Source organism: Nonomuraea endophytica (genome assembly GCF_014203235.1).
Taxonomy (GTDB): Bacteria; Actinomycetota; Actinomycetes; order Streptosporangiales; family Streptosporangiaceae; genus Nonomuraea; species Nonomuraea endophytica.
This window is the reverse complement of the sequence record NZ_JACHIN010000009.1, coordinates 141,220-162,552: the sequence shown is the minus strand read 5'-3', so window position 1 is coordinate 162,552 and position 21,333 is coordinate 141,220. Positions and strand designations below refer to the sequence as shown.

Here is a 21,333-nt window from a genome sequence, read left to right as displayed (position 1 = left end):
TCGTAGGCTTCTGGTCACGCTTCGAAGGGAGACGTGGCCATGGGGTCCACCCGGCGCATCGCGGTATCGCTCACCGCGCTTCTCGCCGTGCTCGCCTGCTCGCCGTCCAATGGCGCCGCCGCCCCGACGTCGGCCCAGCCGATGGCGGGCGACGCGGGCGCGCCCGGGATCGGCGACGCCGACTTCCCGCTCGACGGCAACGGCGGCTACGACGTCGCCCACTACGGCCTTCGCCTCGACTACGACCCCGGCAAACGCCACCTCAACGCCGCGGCCGCCATCGAGGCCAAGGCCACCCAGCGGCTGAGCCGGTTCAACCTCGACCTGGCCGGGTTCGACGTCGGCGGCGTGTCGGTCGACGCGCGCGAGGCGACGTACTCCCGCAGCGGCGACGAGCTGACCGTGATCCCGGCGCAGCCGCTGGACAAGGGCGCCAAGTTCACCGTGAAGATCACGTACTCGGGCAGCCCGCAGCCGATCAAGGACGCCACCAACCTCGGCACCTACGGCTGGATCGCCACCTCCGACGGCGCCTTCGTCGTCTGCGAGCCCAACGGCGCCAAGACCTGGTTCCCCGCCAACGACCACCCGGCCGACAAGGCCCGCTTCGACTTCGAGATCACCGTGCCGCAGGGGCTGACCGCGCTGGCCAACGGCGAGCTGACCGGCAAGCCGCAGACCTCGGGCGGCAAGACCACCTTCACCTGGCGCGAGAAGCACCCGATGGTCACCTACCTGGCCACCGCGACGCTGGGCCGTTTCGAGCTGCGCCAGGGCAAGACCGCCACCGGCATCGCGAACCTCGCCGCCGTCGACCCCGGCTTCCGCTCCTCGCTGGACAAGCTCTACACCGTCTCCGGTGAGGTCACCGACTACTGGAGCTCGGTCTTCGGCCCCTACCCGTTCTCCTCGACGGGCGGCGTGGTGGACAACTTCCCCGCCGGTTACGCGCTGGAGAACCAGACCAAGCCCATGTACGGCGGCTTCGACCCCGACGAGGGCATCATCGCCCACGAGCTGGCCCACCAGTGGTTCGGCAACAGCCTGAGCGTCAAGCGCTGGCGCGACCTGTGGCTCAACGAGGGCTTCGCCACCTACGCCGAGTGGCTGTGGCAGGAGCACCGCGGCAAGTCCCGCGCCCAGGCCGTCTTCGACAACTACTACGCCCGCCCCGGCACCGACCCCATCTGGGCCTACCCGCCCGGCAGGGCCAAGCCGAAGGACCTGTTCAACGAGTCGGTCTACACGCGGGGCGCGATGACGCTGCACGCGCTGCGCACCGAGATCGGCGACCCCGCGTTCTTCCGCCTGATCAAGGACTGGGCCGCCCAGCACCGCTACGGGCACGTGACCACCCCGCAGTTCGTGGCGCTGGCCGAGAAGGTGTCGGGCAAGCAGCTGGACAAACTGTTCGACGCGTGGCTCTTCCAGCCCAGGCGGCCCGCGGGCAGTTAGTCCGGCCAGTAGAAGAAACGATCCAGGGCGAGCGCCGCGGCCCCGGCCACCCCGGCGTCGCGGCCCAGGCCGCAACGGTCCAGGTGAACGGGCTCGCGCGTCCGCTCACGCAGGGCGGCGCGTATCCGGTCGAGCAGGTCGTCCGGCGCGGTCCTGAACAGGCCGCCGAGCCGTACGTGCTCGGGGCGCAGCAGGGTGACGGCGGCGGCCAGGGCGGTGGCGAGCCAGGTGGCCACCTGGTCACCGAGCACGGCGTCGGCCGCCACGGCCGCCATCAAGCCCTCCCGCCCGCCGCTGCAGGGCAGGCGTGCGGACAGGGCGGGCTCGGAGATCACGGCTGCCAGGCAGCCGGTGCCGCCGCAGACGCAGGGCGGGCCGTCCTCCGTCACGCGGAGGTGGCCCAGGTCGGCCGGGCGAAAAGGGCGGCCGTCGAGCACCGCCCCCGCGCTCACGCCGCAGTCCACGTGCACGTAGACCAGGTCGCGGGCGCGGCAGCCGTACCTCGCCTCGGCCAGGGCCATGGCGCAGGCGTCGTGGCCGCTCACGGCGCCCGGCCCGAGCGGGGCCCCGAGCGCGTCGGCCACGCGCCGGTCGGGCGCGGCCACGCCGACGCCGAGCACCCGCGCCGGGTCCATCCCCGACGCGGCGACCAGCGCGTGGATCGCCTCGATCAAGGGCCCGCAGGCAGGTACGGCGCCGCCCGCGGCCCGGCCCAGCAGGTCGCGCAGCCCCAGCCGCACTCCGTCGGCCCCGGCGTGCACCCCGACCACCCAGAACGCCTCCGGCAGCAACGCCACGTCGGTGGCTGGACGCCCGACCCTGGGCGCGCCCGACAGCCCTTCGGCCAGGCAGCCGTCGGCGATGAGCTGGCCGACGACCTTGGTCATCGTGGTGGCCGACAGCCCGGTCCTGCGGGCCAGTTCCGCCCTCGGCATCGGTCCGGCGTCACGGAGGAGACGCAGCACGAGGCCGCGGGCTGTTTTGGTCATGGTGAGATCGAAACTAATCTCCCCATCACCGGACACAAGACCCAATAAGGCACTAGCTGCCCCTCAGGTCCGGCCCGGGTCGGCCCAGTCCGGGTCGTCCTCGAGCACGCACGGCTTGACCTCGCCCTCGATCACCACGCCCCAGAACGACCGGAGCACCCGCTCCTCGCCCGAATCCCGGCCGGTGTTCTCGGTGAACTCCATCATGACGGTCTGGCCGGCGCCCACGTACTCAGGCTTGATCAGCACACCTTTCCTGTCGGGACGGACAGCCTTGGCCGAGGGCGAGTTCTGCCACGTCTTCGGGTCGATCACCTTGTCCTCGCCAGCCACCTGACCACGGCCGGCGGCGCAGCGCTTGCCCAGCTCGATATAGGTGACGTCGGCTTTGATGCCACGGGCGGCCAGGTCGGCCTCCAGCTTGTCGGCGTCGCGGAACTCGTTCACCTGGACGTAGACGCCGTCGGCCCGCTGGGTCACCGCGTAGGCGGGCGTCTCGCCGCCGAGCAGTTGCGGCGCGGCGACGGCCACCGTGGCCGCGATCCCGGCCGCCGCCGCCCCCGCGAGCAGGCGGCGGACGGTCACCTTGCGGCGCCGGGCGACGATCTCGTTCTTCAGCTCCATCAGCAGGCGCTCCTCGAAACTCATCGGATGGTTCCTTCCATGACGAGGGGCACGTCCTTCAGCGCGGTGCGCGCGCGGTGGAGCCTGACCCTGGCGGTCCCCTGCCGGATGCCGAGGGCTGCGGCCGCTTCGGTGACCGTGAGCTGGTCGAGGACGACCAGTTCCAGCACCGCCCGTTCGCCATCGGGCAGTCCGGCCATGGCCTCGAAGGCCCGCCTGGCTCTGCTCTCCGCGTCGATCCGCTCCTCCAGCCTGACGAGGTCGTCGGGGTCGAGCAGGCGCCGCCCTTTCAGGCGTACGGCCAGCCTGGACTCCCTGAACGCCCTGCGCCGTTCGGCCGACAGCGTGTTGCGCGCCACGCCGTACAGCCAGGCGAGCTCGCTGCCCAAGCCCGGCCGGTAGGTGTGCGCCGAGTCGAGCACCGCGACGAACACCTCCGCGACCAGGTCGGCGACCGTGTGCGGGTCGTCCACGCGGCGGGCGATGAACCGGGTGATCGATTCGACGTGCCGGCGGTAAAAGGCCTCGAAGGCCGCGGGATCGGTAGCGATCACCGGCCGTGCTCCTCTCGTCGGTTGACACCCCCTGCTTGGACACCTCGCCGTGAAGCGTTACAAGCGTTGCAGACACTCCGTTGAACGGAATACGGTCTTCCCCATGCCCAGAGGAACCTCTGAAGTCAGTGAGCCGATGTTCTTCGTGCTCACCGCGTTGCTCAACGGACCGCTCCACGGACACGCGATCAGCAAGCTGATCCAGGAGCTGTCCAACGGCCGGGTACGCCCGTCGGTCGGCACGCTCTACGGCATCCTTGAGCGCCTGCACGAGCGCGGCGTGATCGCCGTCGATCGCGAGGAGACGGTCAACGGCCGCAACCGCCGCTACTTCCGCATCACCGACGAGGGCCAGGCGCTCGTCGAGGCCGAGGCCAGGCGGATGCAGGACGCGGCGGCGCTGGTCCTGCGGCTGTCGCCGGGCCAGGCACAGGCCTGGGGCCTCTGGGGTCAGGCGTCGCGCGCCGGCAAGGGCCCGCTCGGCACGGGTCCGGGCTGGCGCGCGCCCGGCGGGGCGCTCGTGCCGGGGATCGCGCGCGGATGACGGCCACGCTGGAGAGTCCGGTCACGAGCGTGCTCGAACGGCGCTACCGCAAGCTGCTGCTGGCCTACCCGCGCCCCTACCGGCAGGCGCACGGCGACGAGCTGCTCGACGTGCTGATGGAGTCGACGGACGCCGATCGCACGATCCCGCCGCCCAGGGAAGTGGCGGGGCTGGTGGCCGGTGGCATCCGCACCCGCGTCATCCACCTGGCCGGCGGCAGCGTGTGGCGGGACGGGCTGCACCTGGGCGTCACCGCCGTGGCCGTCGCGAATCTGGCCGCGCTGGTGCCGTACGCCGCCGCGATCCCGCTGTGGACGGCGCTGTCGGCCCTGTCGGTGCTGGCCGTGCTGCGGGGATGGGTCTGGGTGGCGATCCCGCTCACCGTGGCCGTCGGGGTCAAGGCGGTGGCCGTCGCGGGTGGCTGGCAGGTGGCCGAGCTGACCCAGGTGCCGGTCTATCCGGGACTGCTCACCGGCCGGGCGTTGTTCTCCGACAGCGCGCCGGTGACCGTGACCGTCGCGTACGGGCTGGTGGTGGTCGGCCTGCTGGCGCCGGCGCCGCGTGGGGGCGTCACGCGTGCGCGTTCCTGGTGGTGGTGGGCGGCGATCCCGTTCCTGGCATGGGACGGCCCCGCCTGGATGATCGAGGAGCACAACCTGCCGATCAGCCTGAGCCGGATGGGGCTTGAGCTGGCCCTGATGGCCGCCGCGGCCGTGGCCGGATACCTGACCCGCGACCTGCGCTGGGCGCTCGGCTGCGCGTTCTACCTGGCGGTCACCGTCGTCGGGGTGACCCTGCTGACCCTTCCCGAGAACGGCGTGATCCTCTCCTCGCAGCACCTGGCGTACGGGGCCCTGCTGGCGCTGCTGACGGCGGCCACGGCCCTCCTGCCGCTCCGGCAGCGGAGGCATGCCCTGGATTGACGATACTCCGTTGAACGGACTATGGTCTCCGGCATGCCCAAGAGATCAACTCTTGTCGCGACCGCCGCGACACTCGCGCTCGTCGCCGGTTGCGCGGCCGAGCCAGCCCCACCCGCCGCTCCCCAGGCGGCGAGCAGCACCAAAGCCTCCGACGGCGCACACCGGATCCAGGCGATCGTCGGCGACTGCATGAAGGGGAAGGGCTTCAAGTACGTCCCGTGGGTGCCGCCGGTCAAGGCGGGCGAGACCACGGGCGACCGGGCCTACCTCGGCGACTACGCGGCGATGAAGGAGGAGCGGGCGGAGAAGGGCTTCACGGTCTTCTACCGCTACGCGCATCCCGACCGGAAGGAAGAGGTGCTGTGGTCGTCGGAGGACAGCCCGAACAGCGCCATCGTCCAGGACCTGTCGCCCGCCCAGCTGGCGGCGTACGAGAAGCAGCTGACGGCGTGCAAGTCCCGGGCGATCAAGGAGGTCACCGGCAAGGTCGTCAAGGATGACGACGACCGGTACGCCCAGGAGAACGCGACGATCGACAAGGTCCTGGACCGCGAGCTCAACGGCGACCCGAAGCTGGTCGAGCTGGCCGCGGAGATGGGCGCCTGCCTCAAGGGCAAGGGCCACTCCGTGGCCGACACCCGGCCGTCCACGCTCCACACCTGGGGCTGGCGGATGTTCGAGGACAAGGTGAAGACGCTGGCCAAGAACGACGACAAGCCGGAGGACGAGGAGATGGCCAAGCACGGGCAGTACGTGATGCCCGTGATCTCCGTCGCCGACGGCAAGCGGTACTTCGGCCAGGAGGTCAAGGTCGCGCTGGACGACCTGGAGTGCGGCAAGGCCTTCTACGCCGCCTACTCACCCAGGAACGCGGAGATCCAGCAGCGCGTGGCAGTCGAATTCGGCGGTGGGGACCAGTGACCATGATCAAGAAGATGAGCCTGACCGTGGCCGCGCTGGCCGTACTGACCGGGTGCGGAAGCGTCGAGGCCGGTGGTGAGCCGGAAGCGGGGGCTTCGGCTACCCCCGGCACGGCGACCGTGGACAAGAAGCTCCAGATGGAGTCGGTCCTGGCCGACTGCATGAAGCAGAAGGGCTTCAAGTACGTCGCGTACGTGCCGCCGGAGGAGAAGCTGACCGCCGCCGAGATCAAGCGCGACAACGGCGATTACCAAGAACTGCGGAAAAATCGCGAAAAATACGGCTTCGGGGTGTTCGCCGAGTTCATCTACCCGGGCGAGGTCGGCATCAGCAAGAAGGTGGCCCAAGCCGACAAGGACCCCAACACGAAGATCACCGGCGACCTCTCCACAGCTCAGTACACGTCCTACAAAAAGGCGCGCGACACCTGCTTCGCCCTCGCGGCCAAGGAGGTCCTCGGCAAGAGCATCACGAAGAGGACAGACCTCTTCCAGCAGTTCAGCCAGGCGAAGAAGCTCATCGTCGCCAGAGAGGTGGACGGCGACCAGCAGCTGGTCGGGCTCGCCTCGACGATGGCCGACTGCCTGCGCGGCAAGGGCTACACCGTCACCGAGACCGCCCCGCGCGACATCTCCATGGCCGTCCAGGACTCGATCCACGACATGGCATCCCGGATCGGCGCGAAGCAGCAGGGCATCGAGTTCGACCCCGGCTCGGGGGAGATCATCATGCCGGAACTCACCGCCGCCCAGGCCAAGCCCTATTTCCAGAAGGAGATCAAGGCCGCGCTGGACGACCTGGAGTGCGGCAAGGCCTTCTACCCCGTCTACAACCCCAAGGACCTGAAGATCAACAACACGCTCCTCGCCGAGTACGCGCTGAGATGAGCGGATTCTTGACCATGCTTCGCGCCTCGAAGTATCTTCTCAGCCATGTCTAGGGGATCGTCGGTGAGTGAGCAGACGTATTTCGTACTCGCCGCCCTTCTGGACGGTCCGCTCCACGGGCACGCGATTCTCAAGCGCGTCGTCGAGCTCTCCCAGGACCGCGTCAAGCTCGCCGTCGGCACCCTGTACGGCGCGCTCGACCGCCTGACCGGCAGCGGCGTGATCATGGTCGAGAAGGAAGAGATCGTCAACGGCCGCAAGCGCCGCTACTTCCGCATCACCGACGACGGCCGTCGCCTGGTGGAGGAGGAGGCGCTGCGCATGCAGCAGGCCGCCGCCGTGGTCACCGGGCGCACGCTCGGAGCGACCTTCTCATGAGCAGGCTGGAGCGCCGCTACCGGTTATTGCTCCGCGCCTACCCTGACGGCTACCGCGCCGACTACGGCGACGAACTGCTGGACGTCCTGCTGACCACGGCGGAGCCCGACCGGGCGCTGCCTCCCCTGCGCGAGGCCGCCGCGCTGGTCAAGGGCGGCATCAGGACCCGCATCCTGCAGTCGGCGCACGGCCCGGCCTGGGCGGACGGCCTGCACCTCGCGGTGACGGTCCTCAGCCTGCTCAACCTGGCGCTGCTCATCCCCTATGCGAGCACGATCCCGCTGTGGGTGGGCGTGGCCGCGGCGGCGTTCCTGGCCACCCTGCTCGGCCGGGTACGTCTGGCGATCCCCCTGGCCGCCTTGCTCTCCGTCAAGACACTGGCGATCACGCTGGCCAAGCCGTGGCTGGACGAGACGCTGCTGCCGGTCTTCCCCGACGGGCCGTGGCAGTCGATGCCCACCCTCTACGCCGGCGGCGGCCCGATCGCCCCGGCCGTCGCCAACGGCCTCCTGATCCTCGGCCTCGTGGCATTGGCCATTCGCGGCGAAACCCTCCACCGCCGTTCGTGGTGGTGGCTGGCCGCGGTGCCCTTGGCCGTCGGCGCGGATCCAGCCTGGCGCGACATCGTCGAAGCCGCCCCCTCCGCGATGCTCCGCGTCGGGCTGGAGACCGCGTTGCTCCTGGCGGCGTGCTACGCCGGCCACGTGACGGCCGACCACCGCTGGTCGATCGCCACGGCCGTCTACACCCTCCACAGCACGGTGGTGCTCGCCGAGAGCTTCACGCTCGTCGCCGTCACCCGGCAGGAGAGCGCGCACTGGGCGCTGGTGCTCCTGCTGACCCTGGTCGCGGCGGTCCTGCCGTTCCGCACCAGGCGCAACGTCCTGCTCTGAACCCCGCCGGCGCCACCGGCTCTCTTCAGCATGCCCTTTTGGAGTTCCCATGAAGTCGCCGCGGAAGCTACTCGCCGCCGTCCTGGTGGGCGTCCTGGCCGTCGCGGGCGCCGGCTGGTTCCTGAGCACCCGCCTGCGCTCGCCGGCCGACGAGGCGGCCCGCCGTACACCGCCCAAGGCCAGTCTCGTCACCGCGGCGGTCGAGCGCCGCGAGCTCGTCAGCACCGTCGCCGTCAACGGCACTCTGGAGTACGGCTCGCCGTTCCCGATCACCCTCGCCGGGGTGGTCGGCGGGCCGGCCGAGCTGCAGCGTGCCACCCGGGCCCCGCGCCAGGGCAGGCTGCGCGAGGGCGGCGTGCTGATGGAGGTCAACGGGCGGCCGGTGTTCGCGCTGCGCGGCAAGGTGCCGATGCACCGCACGATCGCCCCCGGCACCAGGGGCGACGACGTCGAGCAGTTGCAGAGGGCGCTGCGCAGGCTCGGGTTCGGCGCGCCGGTCTCGGGGGTGTTCGACGGGGCCACAGTCGCCGCGGTCACCCGGCTGTACGCGAAGGGGGGTTATGAGGCCCAGCGGCCCGCCCTGGGCGACCGGCAGGCGCAGGACACGTTGCGCAAGGCCGTACAGACGGCGAAGGAGACGCTCGCGCTCGAACAACGCGCGCTCGACCAGGGGCGCGACGTGCTGCCGCTGAAGATCAAGCTCGGCAACGCGCGGGCCGGGCTGCGCGCGGCCGAGAGCGCGCTGGAGGAGGCGGAGGACGGGCGGCGCACGCCCGATGACCAGGCCAAGGTGGACGCGGCCGACTCGGCCGTGCGCGCGGCCGAGGAGAAGCTGCTCGAAGCCGAGCAGGCGCTGGCCGAGGCGGACCGGCCCGCCGCCACGCCGTCGCCCTCACCCACCAGCGACACCCGGCTGCTGGAGCTCAAGGTCGCCAACGCCAGGGCGGAGCTGGACTCCGCCCGCCGGGCGCGCGACCGGCTCGGCGACGAGAGCGCGCAGGCCCGCGTGAAACGCCTGCGGGAGCTGCGCACGGCCGTGCGCACCGCGCAGGAGGGGCTGGTCACCGCCGAGCAGGCGCTGCGGCACGCCCGGCAGGTCTCCCCCGCCAAGCTCAAGGTCGCCAACGCGAAGAAGGACGTGGCCGCGGCGTCGTCGCTGCTCGGCGAGTTCCTGCGCACGTATGGCACGTCGATCCCGCCGGGCGAGGTGGTGTTCCTGCCCGCGCTGCCCGCGCGGGTGCACAAGGCGAAGGTGAAGGCGGGCCAGATGGTCGAGGACGAGGTGGCCACCGTGACCAGTTCGTCGTTCATGGTGTCGGGATCGGTGGAGCCCGAGGAGGCCGGCCTGCTGCGCGAGGGGCTCAAGGCCAGCATCGAACTCGACTCCGGCCAGACCTATCCGGCCACGCTGAGCGCGGTCGGCGAGAAGGCCAAGGTCCCCGGCGAGGAGCCGCCGCCCGCCGGCAACCGGCCCGTGCTGATAACCCCCGAGTCGATGAAGGGGCTCAAGGGCCTGTCAGGGACCGCCGTCGCCGCCAAGGTGACCGTGGGCGCGACCGACGAGCCGGTGCTGGTGGTGCCGGTCGCGGCGGTCGTCACCGCCGCAGACGGCAAGGCGCGGGTGCAGGTCGAGACCGCGCCGGACCGGACGAGAGAGGTCGAGGTACGCACCGGGCTGACCGCCGACGGCCAGGTCGAGGTGAGCGGCGACCTCAAGGAGGGCGACCGGGTGGTGATCGGCGGTGCCTGAGCCGGTCATCGAGCTGGAACTGGTCTCCAAGGAGTTCCCCGCCGACCCGCCGGTCCTCGCAATTGACGAGATCAGCATCGACGTACGGCAGGGCGACTACCTGGCCATCGTCGGCCCGTCGGGCTCCGGCAAGTCAACCCTGCTCAACGTGCTCGGCCTGCTGGACCGCCCCACCTCGGGCAGCTACCGGCTGGACGGCACCGAGACCACCGCCCTGCGCGACGGGGCGCGGACGAGGCTGCGCGGCGACCGGATCGGCTTCGTCTTCCAGTCCTTCCACCTGCTCGCGCACCGCAGCGTGGTGGAGAACGTGATGCTGGCCGAGGTCTACGGCGCCCACCCCCGCAAGAACCGGCGCGAACGCGCGCTCGAGGCCCTGGACCGCGTGGGACTCTCCCACCGGACCGGCTTCACGCCCGACCGCCTGTCCGGCGGCGAACGTCAGCGCGCCGCCATCGCCAGGGCCCTCATGGGCGGCCCGTCCCTGCTGCTGTGCGACGAGCCCACCGGCAACCTCGACAGCCGCAACACCGGCGCCGTGCTCGCCCTCTTCGACGACCTGCGCGCGCAGGGTCTGACGATCGTCGTCATCACCCACGAGAACGAGGTCAGCCGGCGCGCCGGGCGCCGGGTGAGGATCACCGACGGGGTGCTCAGTGAAGATTCGTGACCTGTGGACCGAAGCGCTCGCCGGCCTGCTCGCCAGACCGGTGCGCGCCGCGCTGACCACGCTCGGCACCGTGCTCGGCATCACCACGCTCGTCGTCACACTGGGCGTGGCGGCCACCGCCGGCAACCAGATCGTCGGCCGCTTCGACGAACTCGTCGCCACCGCCGTCACCGTCGAGGTGCCCGAGCAGAAGAACGCCCCGCTGGTGAGCTGGGACGCCGTCTCCCGGGTGACCAGGCTGCGCGGCGTCACCTCGGCCGCCGCCGTGGCCGAGACCAAGGACAGCGCCAACCTGTCCGTCCGCTCCAACGACCTGATCGACCCCACCCGGGTGACCGCGCAGACCCTGAGCGTCCTGGCCTCGACCACGGACCTGCCGCAGGCCGCGCGGGGCCGTATGGTCTCCGGCCGGTTCTTCGACGCCGGGCACGTGCGGCGGCAGGACCGGGTGGCGGTGATCGGCGACCGGGCCGCCAAGCTGCTGGGCGTCGGCAGCCTGAAGCGCGCTCCGGCCATCTTCATCGGCAAGCACGCGTACACGGTCATCGGGATACTCGGCGAACTGCGCCGCGAGCGGAACCTGTCGATGGCGGTGATGATCCCGCCGAGCACCGGCCGCCAGTTCGGCCTGCGCGACGTGACCCGGGTCCTGATCAACACCAGCCTCGGCGCCGCCGACCTCGTCTCCCGCCAGGCCCCAACGGCGCTCAGCCCAGGAAACCAGGACCTTCTCCAGGTCATCGCCCCGCCCAGCCCGATCAGGGCCCGCGACAAGGCACAGGACGACGTCAACGCCCTCTTCCTCATCCTCGGCCTGGTCTCGCTCGTGGTCGGCGCCGTCGGCATCGCGAACGTGACGCTGGTCACCGTGATGGAGCGCGTCTCCGAGATCGGCCTGCGCCGCTCGCTGGGCGCCGCCCGGCGGCACATCGCCGCGCAGTTCCTGCTGGAGTCCACGCTGACCGGGCTGACCGGCGGCGTGATCGGCGCCTCGCTCGGGGTGGTGACCGTCGTCGCCGTCTCCGCTGCCAAACAGTGGACACCCCTCCTGGACGTACGGCTGGCGCTGGCCGCTCCCCTGGCCGGTGCCGTCGTCGGTCTGCTGGCCGGGCTGTATCCGGCGCTGCGGGCGGCCAGGATGGAACCCGTGGACGCGCTGAGATAGTGTCCGCCCCGATGGGACTCCAGCGACTGACAACCGTATTGACCATCCTGCTCGTAGGCGGCTCGAGCGCGCTGCCCTCGGCGCCGTCCGCGACGCAGCGGCCGCCCCTGTCGCCCAAGGAGCGCAGGGAGAGCCTGATGGCCGACTGCATGAAGCGGCACGGCTTCCGCTACGTCCAGGACGTCCAACCCCAGGTCCCGCTGACGAAGGCCCAGCGTGGGATGGTGGAGGGCGACTACTCGGCCATGCTGGCCGATCGGCTGAAGTACGGTTTCCGGATCTTCGCCCGCTACGTCTTCCCCAACGAGACCGGCCCCAATGACGTCGCCGGCTTCCGCGAGCATCCCAACAACGCGACCATCAACGCCCTGTCCCGCACTCAGGCGGAGGCCTACTTCAAGGCCCAGGCCCCCTGCTACGCATGGGCCGCGCAGACGGCGCTCGGCAGGAAGGTGACCAGCGTCGAGGACCTGGATCGGCAGGTGACGGAGGCCTTGCACACCGCCCATCGCCAGGCGCACGACGCCGACCCTCTGCTGGTCGCGAAGGCGCGGGACTTCGCCGCGTGCATGGCGGCGAAGGGCCGCCCCGTGGCCGACCCGCGCCCGAGCCAGATCGCCGGAGAGACCAGAAAGCCGCTTTTCGATCAGCTATGGGAGCTCGGCCGTCGCCAGTGGCCCCGGATGAAGGGCGACGTGCTGCCCGAGCTGACCCGCTTCGAGGCGGCGCCCTACTTCCGGGAGGAGCGGCAGGCGGCCCTCGACGACCTGGAGTGCGGCAAGGACTTCTACCGCCTCTTCTTTCCTCGGTCGACGGCCGTCGGGATGCGCGTCGCGTGGGAGTGGGGGGAAGAGTAGTGCGCGGGTCGCTGGCGTTCGCCCTGGCCGCGGTGATGGTCGCGGGCCCGGCGGCGCCCGTTCCCGAGAGCCGGGCGGCGGTGGTGGCGAACCGGCGTGAAAGCCTCATGGCCGCCTGCATGAAGGAACAGGGGTTCAGGTACATCCCGATCGACTCCCCCCGACGCCCACCGCGCCAGAACACCCCCGAGCAGGAACGCCAGAGCCGTGCCAGGTACGGCTTCAAGGTCTTCGCCATGTATGTCCACACCACCGACCAGGAGGCGGGCGGCCTCGCCGCACTCCCCTTCGACCCGAACGACCGGCTCACCGCGGCACTGTCCCTCACGCAGGTACGCGCCTACAGCCGCGCCTACGACGTCTGCCTCGGCTCGGCGGTATGGCAGCTCACGGGCAGGCAGGTCACCGGACGCTTCGACCTCGACCGGAAGCGGGAGAAGGCGTTGACGCAGGCCCTGGCGCGGGAGTTCGACAGCTATCCCCCGGCACAGCTGTCCGCCCGCAAATATGCCGCCTGTCTGGAGGACTACGGCTACACAGTCCGTTCGGCCCTGCCCAGCCGCATCTCCAGCCAGCTGATGGAGTCGTTCGTCGCCGAACGCACCCGGCTGGCCGGCGCGGAGTTCCCGATCAAGGAGGAGGGTGTGGAGTATCTGCCGACGCTCTCGCCCTCGCAGGCCGGGCCGTACCTGGAGAGGGAGATCAAGGCGGCGCTGGCCGACCTGACCTGTGCGACGCGGACCTTCAGGTGGACCCACCAGCGGCAGGCCGAAGTCCGGGAGCGCGTCGCCGCCGAGTGGGCGCTGGACTAGACCGCCCAGTACCTGTCGCCGCCCAGGAGCAGCGCCGCCGCCCCCACGAGGCCGGCCTCCTGGCCGAGCAGGGCCGGGACGACGGACAGGCGGCGCGCGAAGTCCATGCGCGCGTGCTCGCGCAGCGTCCGCTCCAGCGGCCCGAACAGCAGCTCGCCCGACTGTGACAACCCGCCGCCGATCGTCACCACGTCCAGGTCGCACAGGTGCGTGGCGGAGGCGATGGCCAGGCCCAGCGCATGCCCCGCCCTGGCGAGGGCCGCCCGCGCGATGGGGTCACCGCGCCGCGCGTCGGCCGCCAGCATCTGCCCCGTCGCCTCCCGATCCTCCCGATAAGCCCCCGCCACGTCCAGGCCAGACCCCGCCGCCTCTTCCTGGCCAGACCCTGCCTTCTCCCGGCCAGACCCTGCCTTCTCCGGGTCAGATCCCACCGCGTCCCGGTACGCGCCGTTCGCCGGTGAAGGTGTCCAGCCCTGGTCCTGGGCCCATGCCACGAGGGCCGGACCGCGGGCGACCGCCTCCAGGCAGCCGTGGCCGCCGCAGCCGCAGGGCGGACCGCCGGGTTCCACGATGACGTGCCCGATGTGCCCCGCGTTGCCAGTGCCGCCGTTGACGAGCCGGTCGCCGAGGATGAGGCCGCCGCCGACCCCGGTGGAGACGACCATGCCCAGCATGTTGGCCCGGCCGCGCCCGTGGCCCTTCCAGTGTTCGGCGACGGCCAGGCAGATGGCGTCGTTGTGGATACGCACGGGCTTACCGGGGAATCGGGCGGCGAGCCGTTCGCCGAGGGGGAAGCCGCGCCAGCCGGGGATGTTGAGCGGCGAGACCTCGCCGGATGGCCAGGCCATGGGCCCGCCGCAGCCCACGCCGACGCCGCTGAAGCCGTCGTAGGGCTCGATGAGGGCGAGCAGGGTCTTCCACAGGGTCTCGGCGTCCGCGTCCTGCGGGGTGGCCAGGCGGCGGGTCAGCCGTACGGCGCCGTCGGGGGCGACCAGGGCGGCCGCCATCTTGGTGCCGCCGACGTCGATCGCGAGGATCACCGGCTGCCCGAGGAGAAGACCAGGACCGAGGCGGTGAAGCCGTGGACGTGGTTGTGCCCGGCGACCGGGCCGACCTCGCCGGCGGCGAAGAAGCCGGCCATGCCGATGTGGCCGAGGGTGTCGCGCAGGGCGACGGCGTCGTGGTCGGCGGTGCCGAACATGGCGGAGCCGCGCCCGTTGCAGGCGAACAGCAGCGCGCCGTCGACCTTGCCCAGCTCTTCGCGGTGGGCGTCGAGCAGGTCGTAGAGGTCCTCGTCGGCGGTGGCGGCGTCGCGTACCTGGAAGCGGACGGTTCTGCCGACTTCGACCACGTCGCCGATGGCGACGGCCTCCCGGTCGGGGTCGATGCCGAGCACGCCTCTGATGAGGAAGTCGCCGCGTTCGTGGCGTTCGGCGTACTCGTCCATGGCGAGGCCGATCTGCAGGCCGGAGGCGACCAGGTCGCGGTCGTCCTCGTCGAGGTCGCTGACGATGTCCTCCAGGCGGGCGAGGGCGGGCTGGCCGGCCAGTTCGAGCAGCAGGTTCTCCTCGGCGCGGGTGACGACCATGGTGGGGCCGATCGGGCGGCAGCCCTGGCTGACCACGGTGCTGACGTTGACCTGGCCGCTGATCAGCACGCCTATGGCGCCCTCGGTGTAGACCTGGCCGTCGGCGAACAGGCGTACGGAGCCTCTGCCGCTCATCCCGTTGGCGAGGCCGCCGATGATCGGCAGGTCGCCGAGCACGTCCACGGAGCGTTCGACGAACGCGTCGGTCGGGAAGGTGTACGGGTCGGCCATCAGGACGGCCACGTGGTCGTCGGAGCCGCGTTCCGGCAGGCCGACGACGACGAATCGGTCCTCGGCGGTCAGCGTCTCCAGGGCGAAGGTGGTCAGTCTGGCGCCGTCGAGCGTCGCCGCCCAGGCGCTGACGGACGGCGCGAGTTCGACGCCCTGACCGTCGCCGATCACGCCGGTGGCGCTGCAGCCGATCACGTGCGCGTCCGGCGCGAGCGCCATGGCCCGGCGGCCGGCCTCCGCCACGTCGTCGGGGTCATCGCCGCAGATGAAGAAACAGACCAGGTCAGCCTTGCCGGCAAGCCTCGACAGGGCCTGCCCCACGGCGCGTTCGGCGGTCGCGCCCAGGTCGGATCCCACGGCGAGGCCATCAGCGAAGCGGCTCGTCATCAGGGCCACGCGTCTCGCCTCCCTTGCTGTTGCTGGTTCCCTAGCCCCGTTTCTCCCCACTGGAGCAACAAGCACGCGCACGAACCGTCACGCAATAGTCAAGATCCGAAATCTCACCACGATGCGAACGGCTCGCAGGAGACGTAGTCTCGTTCCCGTGCATCAGCCTCGAATTCTCCGCGAGCTGCGAGCGAGCGATCACGTTCATCGCAGTGTCAAAGCAGAGGTCCGCCATAATCTGCTGACCAAGCTGCGGGCAGGCGAGCCCCGTTTTCCCGGCATCGTGGGCTTCGACGACTCGGTCCTGCCCCACCTCGAACGCGCTCTGCTGGCCGGGCACGACCTGGTCCTGCTGGGCGAGCGCGGCCAGGGCAAGACCCGGCTCATCCGCACCGTCACCGGCCTGCTCGACGAGTGGACCCCGGTCGTGGAGGGTTGCGAGATCAACGACCATCCCTTCGCGCCGGTCTGCACCACGTGCGTCCGCAAGGCGCGGGAGATGGGCGACGAGCTGCCCGTCGCCTGGAAGCACCGCGACGAGCGCTACGGCGAGAAGCTGGCCACGCCCGACACCTCGGTCGGCGACCTGATCGGCGACGTCGACCCGATCAAGATCGCCGAAGGGCGCACGCTGGGCGACCCGGAGACGGTCCACTACGGCCTGGTCCCGCGCACCAACCGCGGCGTCTTCTCCGTCAACGAGCTGCCCGACCTGGCCGAACGCATCCAGGTCTCGCTGCTGAACGTGCTGGAGGAGCGCGACATCCAGGTACGCGGCTACAACCTGCGCCTGCCGCTGGACATTCTGCTCATCGCCAGCGCCAACCCGGAGGACTACACCAACCGCGGCCGGATCATCACGCCGCTGAAGGACCGCTTCGGCGCCGAGATCCGCACCCACTACCCGCAGACGGTCGAGGACGAGCTCACGCTCATCCGCCAGGAGTCGATGCCCGACATCGGGGCCGACATCCCCGAGCATCTGCTCGAGGTGATCGCCCGCTTCACCCGCCTCGTGCGCGAGTCGACCGCGGTGGACGCCCGCTCGGGCGTCTCGGCCCGCTTCTCGATCGCCGCCGCCGAGACCGCCGCCGCCTCAGCGGTGCGCAGGGCCGCCATCACCGGCGAGGAGCACGCGGTGGCCCGCGTCTGCGACCTGCCGAGCATGGTGCCGACGCTGCGCGGCAAGGTGGAGTTCGAGGTCAGCGAGGAGGGCAGGGAGACCGAGATCCTGGCCCATCTGCTGCGCCGGGCGACGGCCGAGACGTTCAGGAACCGCCTGGGCGGCGCCGACCTCGCGCCGCTGACCGACAAGTTCGCCGAGGGCAGCCAGGTGGAGTCGGGCGAGATGGTCCCGGCCGCCGAGCTGCTGCGCCGGATCGGCCCGGTCAACGGCCTGGCGAAGATCATGGCCAAGCTGGGCATGGGCGCCGGCGACGAGTCCCCCGGTCACGCCGCGGCGGCCCTGGAGTTCGCGCTGGAGGGCCTCTACCTCATGCGCCGGCTGTCAAAGGACGATCTCGACGGAGTGAACGTCTACCGGACGTGAACATCGGGGCGGTCCCACGCGTCCAACCTGGTAGTTCACGACACCGGGGGACCGCCCAATGCACTCTCTGCTCATCGCCGCGCTCGTCGCCGCGGCTCCGCTGACTCCGTCCGCCACCGCCACCACCGCCACCACCGTGTACGGCTACGCCTGGGCCGACGGCGCCGGCACCCTGCGCGTCACGCCGGTCACGGCCACCCGGGACGGCAAGAAGTACAAGCTGGCCGCCAAGAAGGGCGCCAAGGAGCTCAAGCTGGCCTACGGCTCCGCCGACTTCCGCCGCCTGGCCGTCGCCTGCGGCCTGAAGGAGACCGAGGGCCGGGTGGCCCAGGACGCCAACGGCCTCGGCAAGACCCGCTGCACGCCCAAGGACCTGGCCTTCACCCTCCAGCTCGGCCCGAACCCCGTGAAGATCGCCTACTCGGGCAAGAAGGCGATCAGGGTCAGCGAGTTCCAGCCCGCCAAGTGGTACACCCAGACCGCCAAGGGCGTGATCAAGCGCGTGGACGCCGACACCGTCGCCTACGGCGCCCGCCACCTCACCTACAACTGGCGCCTGACCTTCAACCGGGTCACCGCCAAGTGCGGCGACGGCTGGCTGACCGGCAGGCCCGTCAACGCCGACGACGACGGCCTGGGCACCAAGGGCTGCACGAACAAGGACTTCTCCAAGGTCTTCAAGGGCGGCAACCTCGCCGTGGTCAACTACAACCCGTTCAGCGGCGAACTGCTCAGCGTCTGGGAGGTCTTCGGCGACGCCTGACCGTGACGGCGGGTGCCACGTCCGACGTGAGAAGCGACCCCCACGATCGGCGCCCGCCGGCGTCGGCGGGTGGTGTGAGGGCGGCTTGCCGTAACAGAAGAACAAAAGACGAGTTAGCGTGAGATCGTGGCTTATCGCTATGGCGAGTATCAGGACGGCCCCGACCCCCTCGCGCCGCCGTACGACGTGCGGGCGGCGCTGGACGAGATGGGCGATGCGATCCTGTCCGGTTCCACGCCCGTGCACGCCCTGCGCGACCTCCTCAAGAGGGGGCTGCCCGGGGCGCGCGACCGGCGCGGCCTCGACGAGATGCTCAGAGAGGTCCGCCGCCGCCGCCGCGAGCTGCGCGAGAGCGGCCGGCTCGACGGCACCCTGGAGCGGGCTCGCGCGCTGCTGGACAAGGCGATCGGACAGGAGCGCGCCGAGCTGTTCCCCGACCCGTCCGACGCGGCCAGGATGCGCGAGACCGAGCTCGACGGCCTGCCCGAGGACACCGCCAGCGCCATCCAGCAGCTGAGCTCCTACGAGTGGCGCTCGGCCGCGGCCAGGCAGACCTTCGAGGAGCTGCGCGACCTGCTGCGCAGGGAGGTGCTGGACACCCAGTTCCGCGGGCTGCGCGAGGCGCTGACCAACCCGGACCCGGCGGCCATGGAGCGGGTGCGCGAGATGGTCGCCGCGCTCAACGAGATGCTGGAGCGCGACTCCCGCGGCGAGCACACCCAGGCCGACTTCGACGCCTTCATGGCCACGTACGGGGACATGTTCCCCGAGAAGCCGCGCACGCTCGAAGAGCTGGTCGACATCCTCGCCCGCCGCGCCGCCGCCACGCAGCGCATGCTGGCCTCGATGACCCCGCGCCAGCGCGAGGAGCTGGCCGGCCTCATCAACCAGACCCTGGAGCAGGCCGGCCTCGGCGAGCAGATGCGCCGCCTCGGCGACGCCCTCAGCTCCCGCCGCCCCGACCTGGCCTGGAACACCCCCGAACGCCTCACCGGCGACGAGCCGCTCGGCATGGGCGACGCCGTCACCGCCCTGGAGGAGCTGGCCGACCTCACCCAGCTGGAGGCGGCGCTGCGCCAGGACTACCCCGGAGCCAGGCTCGACGACATCGACGAGGCCGCCGTACGCCGGGCGCTCGGCCGCTCGGCCGTCGACGACCTGGAGGCCCTACGGCGCATCGAACGTGAGCTGGAGGAGCAGGGCTACCTGCTGCGCCGGCGCGGCAAGCTGGAGCTGACGCCCAAGGCGGTGCGCAGGCTCGGCGAGACCGCGCTGCGCCGCGTGTTCGCCTCGCTGGACGCCGGGCGGCGCGGCGACCACGACCAGCACGACGCGGGCTCGGCCGGCGAGCTGACCGGGTCGTCGCGGCCGTGGCGCTTCGGCGACGAGCAGCCCATCGACGTGGTGCGCACGCTGGTCAACGGCATTCGCAGCGGCGGCGGCCGTACCTCTGGAGGTCTGCGGTTGTCCGTGGACGACTTCGAGGTCGCCGAGACCGAGCGGCGCACCGCGGCGGCGGTCTGCCTGCTGGTGGACCTGTCGTACTCGATGGCGCTGCGGGGCACGTGGGCGGCGGCCAAGCAGACCGCGCTGGCCCTGCAGGCGCTGGTGGCCTCGAAGTTCCCGCAGGACGCCGTGCAGATCATCGGCTTCTCCAACTACGCGCGGGTGCTGCAGCCGGACGAGCTGGCCGGGCTCGACTGGGACATGGTCCAGGGCACGAACCTGCACCACGCGCTGCTGATCGCCGGACGGCACCTGGACCGCCACCCCGACTTCGAGCCGGTCGTGCTCGTGGTCACCGACGGCGAGCCCACCGCGCACCTCATGCGCAACGGCCGCTCGGCCTTCGAATGGCCGCCTTCGCACGAGACGCTGGAGCTGACGCTGGCCGAGGTCGACAAGATGACCAGGCGACGGGCCACGATCAACGTGTTCATGCTGGCCGCCGACGACCGGCTGCGCGAGTTCGTCGACGAGGTCGCCCGCCGCAACGGCGGCCGGGTGTTCTCGCCCAGCGCGGAACGGCTGGGCGAGTACGTGGTCAGCGACTTCCTCCGGCTGCGCCGCGCCCGCTAGACGAGGGCGTGGCGGGCCAGCCGGGCGTCGAACCCGTCGTGCAGGTCACGGAAGGAGCGGTAGACGACCCGGGTACGGCCGCCGCCCCGCGCCATCAGCCCGACCACCTCGGCCGGCTCGGGCAGCACCCCGCCCCCGAGGTAACGGACCCCGGCCAGGACCGTACGCACGCCCCGCTCACCCGAGACGAACCGGCCGCGGCGCCACCCGCTCTCCTCGTCCCACACCAGGGCGTCGCCTCCGGCCAGCAGGATCGTCGCGTCCCGCGGGTCGAAGGGGTCGTCCCACCACATCACATGCTCCACCGCGGCTGCTACCGACGACACGTAACCCAGGGGCAACCTCAGCCATTCCTGGCTATAGGGAACCGGCATCCTGATTCTGCCTTTCCTCTCGGAAAATTGGACGGAAGGAAATCGTCCCGCCGGGCGGCGAAGCTGTAAAGCCAGGACCTAGACCGCTCATACCAATAAGCGGACAATGAGAGCATGTCCGAGCCGCTCTACCGCAAGGTGGCCGACGACCTGCGGAAAAAGATAACCGCCGGGTCCCTTCAGCCAGGTCAGCGCCTTCCGTCCCAGTCGGAGCTCGAGCAGCTCTTCGGCGTCTCCACCAACACCGTCCGCCTGGCGATCGCCGTCCTGGCCAACGAGGGCCTGGTCGAGTCGCGGCAGGGGCTGGGCACGTACGTGAACGCGCGGCTGACCTTCACCATGGTCATGTCGAACAGGGAGGGCCTGCGCACGGCGAGCGGGAAGGACGCCTTCACCTCGGCGGTGGAGGAGCAGGGCCGCCAGCCCGCGCAGGAGGGCTTCACGATGGAGTTCCGGGAGGCGAGCCCGAAAGTCGCCTCCTACCTGCAGATCCCCGAGGGTTCCGTGGTGGTCGTGCGGCTGTCCCGGCGGCTGGTCGACGGGGAGAGCTGGTCGCTGCAGGACTCGTTCTATCCGCTGGACGTGGCCGAGGGAACGGGCCTGATGTTACCCGTCGACCTGGAGCGCGGCACGATCCGCGAACTGGCCAACCACGGTCACGTCCAGGTCCGTCATCGCGATGTGGTGCTGGCCAGGATGCCGACGCCGCAGGAGGTCCCGTTCTTCGGGCGCAGGGCGGGGGTGCCGGTGGTCGAGGTGATCAGGACGGCGTACTCGGCCGAGCGGCCGATCCGGCTCACGGTGGCGATCTACGCCGGTGATATGACCCACCTGGCCTACGAAATCAATTATGCAGGCTCGGGCCACTTATCCCAATAAGTGTAGTCAATTGTATTCCGCCAACCCAGATCACCTGGTGGATCCTCTTCTATGTCCACCT

At 71.0% G+C, this 21,333-nt stretch carries 22 protein-coding genes; 16 read left to right on the top strand and 6 right to left on the bottom strand.

Features of this window, described 5'->3' with window-relative positions:
• Positions 1 to 39: 39 nt before the first annotated feature.
• Complete coding sequence (locus tag HNR40_RS31245) at positions 40 to 1,455, top strand: M1 family metallopeptidase (protein WP_184967637.1); 1,416 nt, start codon at positions 40 to 42, stop codon at positions 1,453 to 1,455.
• Here the strand turns inward: HNR40_RS31245 and HNR40_RS31240 are convergent.
• From HNR40_RS31240 to HNR40_RS31230, 3 genes are all read right to left on the bottom strand, one after another.
• On the bottom strand, positions 1,452 to 2,444 hold the full coding sequence (locus tag HNR40_RS31240; protein WP_184967635.1) for an ROK family transcriptional regulator: 993 nt from the start codon (positions 2,442 to 2,444) through the stop codon (positions 1,452 to 1,454). The genes HNR40_RS31245 and HNR40_RS31240 overlap by 4 nt on opposite strands.
• A gap of 63 nt (positions 2,445 to 2,507) precedes the next feature.
• Entirely contained in the window at positions 2,508 to 3,092 is a 585-nt protein-coding gene (locus HNR40_RS31235) for a hypothetical protein (protein WP_184967633.1), read from the bottom strand.
• Positions 3,089 to 3,622 (bottom strand): RNA polymerase sigma factor, encoded by a 534-nt coding sequence (locus HNR40_RS31230; RefSeq protein WP_184967631.1) that lies wholly within the window; start codon positions 3,620 to 3,622, stop codon positions 3,089 to 3,091. The genes HNR40_RS31235 and HNR40_RS31230 overlap by 4 nt, the downstream gene beginning before the upstream one ends.
• 103 nt (positions 3,623 to 3,725) lie before the next feature.
• Here HNR40_RS31230 and HNR40_RS31225 point away from each other — a divergent pair, with 103 nt between their 5' ends.
• The 11 genes from HNR40_RS31225 to HNR40_RS31175 are packed head-to-tail and all read left to right on the top strand — an operon-like array spanning position 3,726 to position 13,422.
• Complete coding sequence (locus tag HNR40_RS31225) at positions 3,726 to 4,166, top strand: PadR family transcriptional regulator (RefSeq protein WP_184967629.1); 441 nt, start codon at positions 3,726 to 3,728, stop codon at positions 4,164 to 4,166.
• On the top strand, positions 4,163 to 5,089 hold the full coding sequence (locus tag HNR40_RS31220; protein WP_184967627.1) for a hypothetical protein: 927 nt from the start codon (positions 4,163 to 4,165) through the stop codon (positions 5,087 to 5,089). The genes HNR40_RS31225 and HNR40_RS31220 overlap by 4 nt, the downstream gene beginning before the upstream one ends.
• Before the next feature lie 33 nt (positions 5,090 to 5,122).
• Complete coding sequence (locus HNR40_RS31215; protein ID WP_184967625.1) at positions 5,123 to 6,010, top strand: hypothetical protein; 888 nt, start codon at positions 5,123 to 5,125, stop codon at positions 6,008 to 6,010.
• A 2-nt stretch (positions 6,011 to 6,012) separates the two neighbouring features.
• On the top strand, positions 6,013 to 6,897 hold the full coding sequence (locus tag HNR40_RS31210; protein ID WP_184967623.1) for a hypothetical protein: 885 nt from the start codon (positions 6,013 to 6,015) through the stop codon (positions 6,895 to 6,897).
• A gap of 45 nt (positions 6,898 to 6,942) precedes the next feature.
• The gene (locus HNR40_RS31205; RefSeq protein ID WP_184967621.1) at positions 6,943 to 7,275 is read left to right on the top strand and encodes a PadR family transcriptional regulator; all 333 of its coding nucleotides are present in this window, start codon (positions 6,943 to 6,945) and stop codon (positions 7,273 to 7,275) included.
• Positions 7,272 to 8,168 carry a hypothetical protein gene (locus HNR40_RS31200; RefSeq protein ID WP_184967619.1) on the top strand — a complete coding sequence of 299 codons (897 nt, stop codon included), beginning with the start codon at positions 7,272 to 7,274 and terminating at the stop codon, positions 8,166 to 8,168. Before HNR40_RS31205 ends, HNR40_RS31200 begins: the two co-directional genes overlap by 4 nt.
• Positions 8,169 to 8,217: 49 nt before the next feature.
• Complete coding sequence (locus HNR40_RS31195; protein WP_184967617.1) at positions 8,218 to 9,918, top strand: peptidoglycan-binding protein; 1,701 nt, start codon at positions 8,218 to 8,220, stop codon at positions 9,916 to 9,918.
• Positions 9,911 to 10,588, top strand: coding sequence for an ABC transporter ATP-binding protein (locus HNR40_RS31190; protein ID WP_184967614.1), 678 nt, complete (start codon positions 9,911 to 9,913; stop codon positions 10,586 to 10,588). The genes HNR40_RS31195 and HNR40_RS31190 overlap by 8 nt, the downstream gene beginning before the upstream one ends.
• Positions 10,575 to 11,753, top strand: coding sequence for an ABC transporter permease (locus tag HNR40_RS31185; RefSeq protein ID WP_184967613.1), 1,179 nt, complete (start codon positions 10,575 to 10,577; stop codon positions 11,751 to 11,753). Before HNR40_RS31190 ends, HNR40_RS31185 begins: the two co-directional genes overlap by 14 nt.
• Before the next feature lie 11 nt (positions 11,754 to 11,764).
• Positions 11,765 to 12,610 (top strand): hypothetical protein, encoded by an 846-nt coding sequence (locus tag HNR40_RS31180; protein WP_184967611.1) that lies wholly within the window; start codon positions 11,765 to 11,767, stop codon positions 12,608 to 12,610.
• Positions 12,610 to 13,422: a hypothetical protein gene (locus HNR40_RS31175; protein WP_184967609.1), complete on the top strand. Its 813-nt coding sequence runs from the start codon at positions 12,610 to 12,612 to the stop codon at positions 13,420 to 13,422. Before HNR40_RS31180 ends, HNR40_RS31175 begins: the two co-directional genes overlap by 1 nt.
• On the opposite strand, the gene HNR40_RS31170 is transcribed toward HNR40_RS31175, so the two are convergent.
• Positions 13,419 to 14,462 carry an ROK family protein gene (locus HNR40_RS31170; protein ID WP_184967607.1) on the bottom strand — a complete coding sequence of 348 codons (1,044 nt, stop codon included), beginning with the start codon at positions 14,460 to 14,462 and terminating at the stop codon, positions 13,419 to 13,421. The genes HNR40_RS31175 and HNR40_RS31170 overlap by 4 nt on opposite strands.
• Positions 14,459 to 15,628, bottom strand: coding sequence for an FIST signal transduction protein (locus HNR40_RS31165; RefSeq protein WP_184968114.1), 1,170 nt, complete (start codon positions 15,626 to 15,628; stop codon positions 14,459 to 14,461). Before HNR40_RS31165 ends, HNR40_RS31170 begins: the two co-directional genes overlap by 4 nt.
• Before the next feature lie 121 nt (positions 15,629 to 15,749).
• On the opposite strand from HNR40_RS31165, the gene HNR40_RS31160 reads away from it, so the two are divergent.
• From HNR40_RS31160 to HNR40_RS31150, 3 genes are all read left to right on the top strand, one after another.
• Positions 15,750 to 17,177: a sigma 54-interacting transcriptional regulator gene (locus HNR40_RS31160; RefSeq protein WP_184967605.1), complete on the top strand. Its 1,428-nt coding sequence runs from the start codon at positions 15,750 to 15,752 to the stop codon at positions 17,175 to 17,177.
• A gap of 58 nt (positions 17,178 to 17,235) precedes the next feature.
• Positions 17,236 to 17,940 (top strand): hypothetical protein, encoded by a 705-nt coding sequence (locus tag HNR40_RS31155; protein WP_184967603.1) that lies wholly within the window; start codon positions 17,236 to 17,238, stop codon positions 17,938 to 17,940.
• 123 nt (positions 17,941 to 18,063) lie between these two features.
• Positions 18,064 to 20,019, top strand: coding sequence for a vWA domain-containing protein (locus HNR40_RS31150; protein WP_184968112.1), 1,956 nt, complete (start codon positions 18,064 to 18,066; stop codon positions 20,017 to 20,019).
• Here the strand turns inward: HNR40_RS31150 and HNR40_RS31145 are convergent.
• Positions 20,016 to 20,393, bottom strand: coding sequence for a DUF6292 family protein (locus HNR40_RS31145; RefSeq protein WP_184967601.1), 378 nt, complete (start codon positions 20,391 to 20,393; stop codon positions 20,016 to 20,018). The two genes, HNR40_RS31150 and HNR40_RS31145, sit on opposite strands and share 4 nt — an antisense overlap.
• A 114-nt stretch (positions 20,394 to 20,507) precedes the next feature.
• Between HNR40_RS31145 and HNR40_RS31140 the strand changes: the two genes are divergently transcribed.
• Positions 20,508 to 21,272 (top strand): GntR family transcriptional regulator, encoded by a 765-nt coding sequence (locus HNR40_RS31140; RefSeq protein ID WP_184967600.1) that lies wholly within the window; start codon positions 20,508 to 20,510, stop codon positions 21,270 to 21,272.
• Positions 21,273 to 21,333 lie beyond the last annotated feature (61 nt).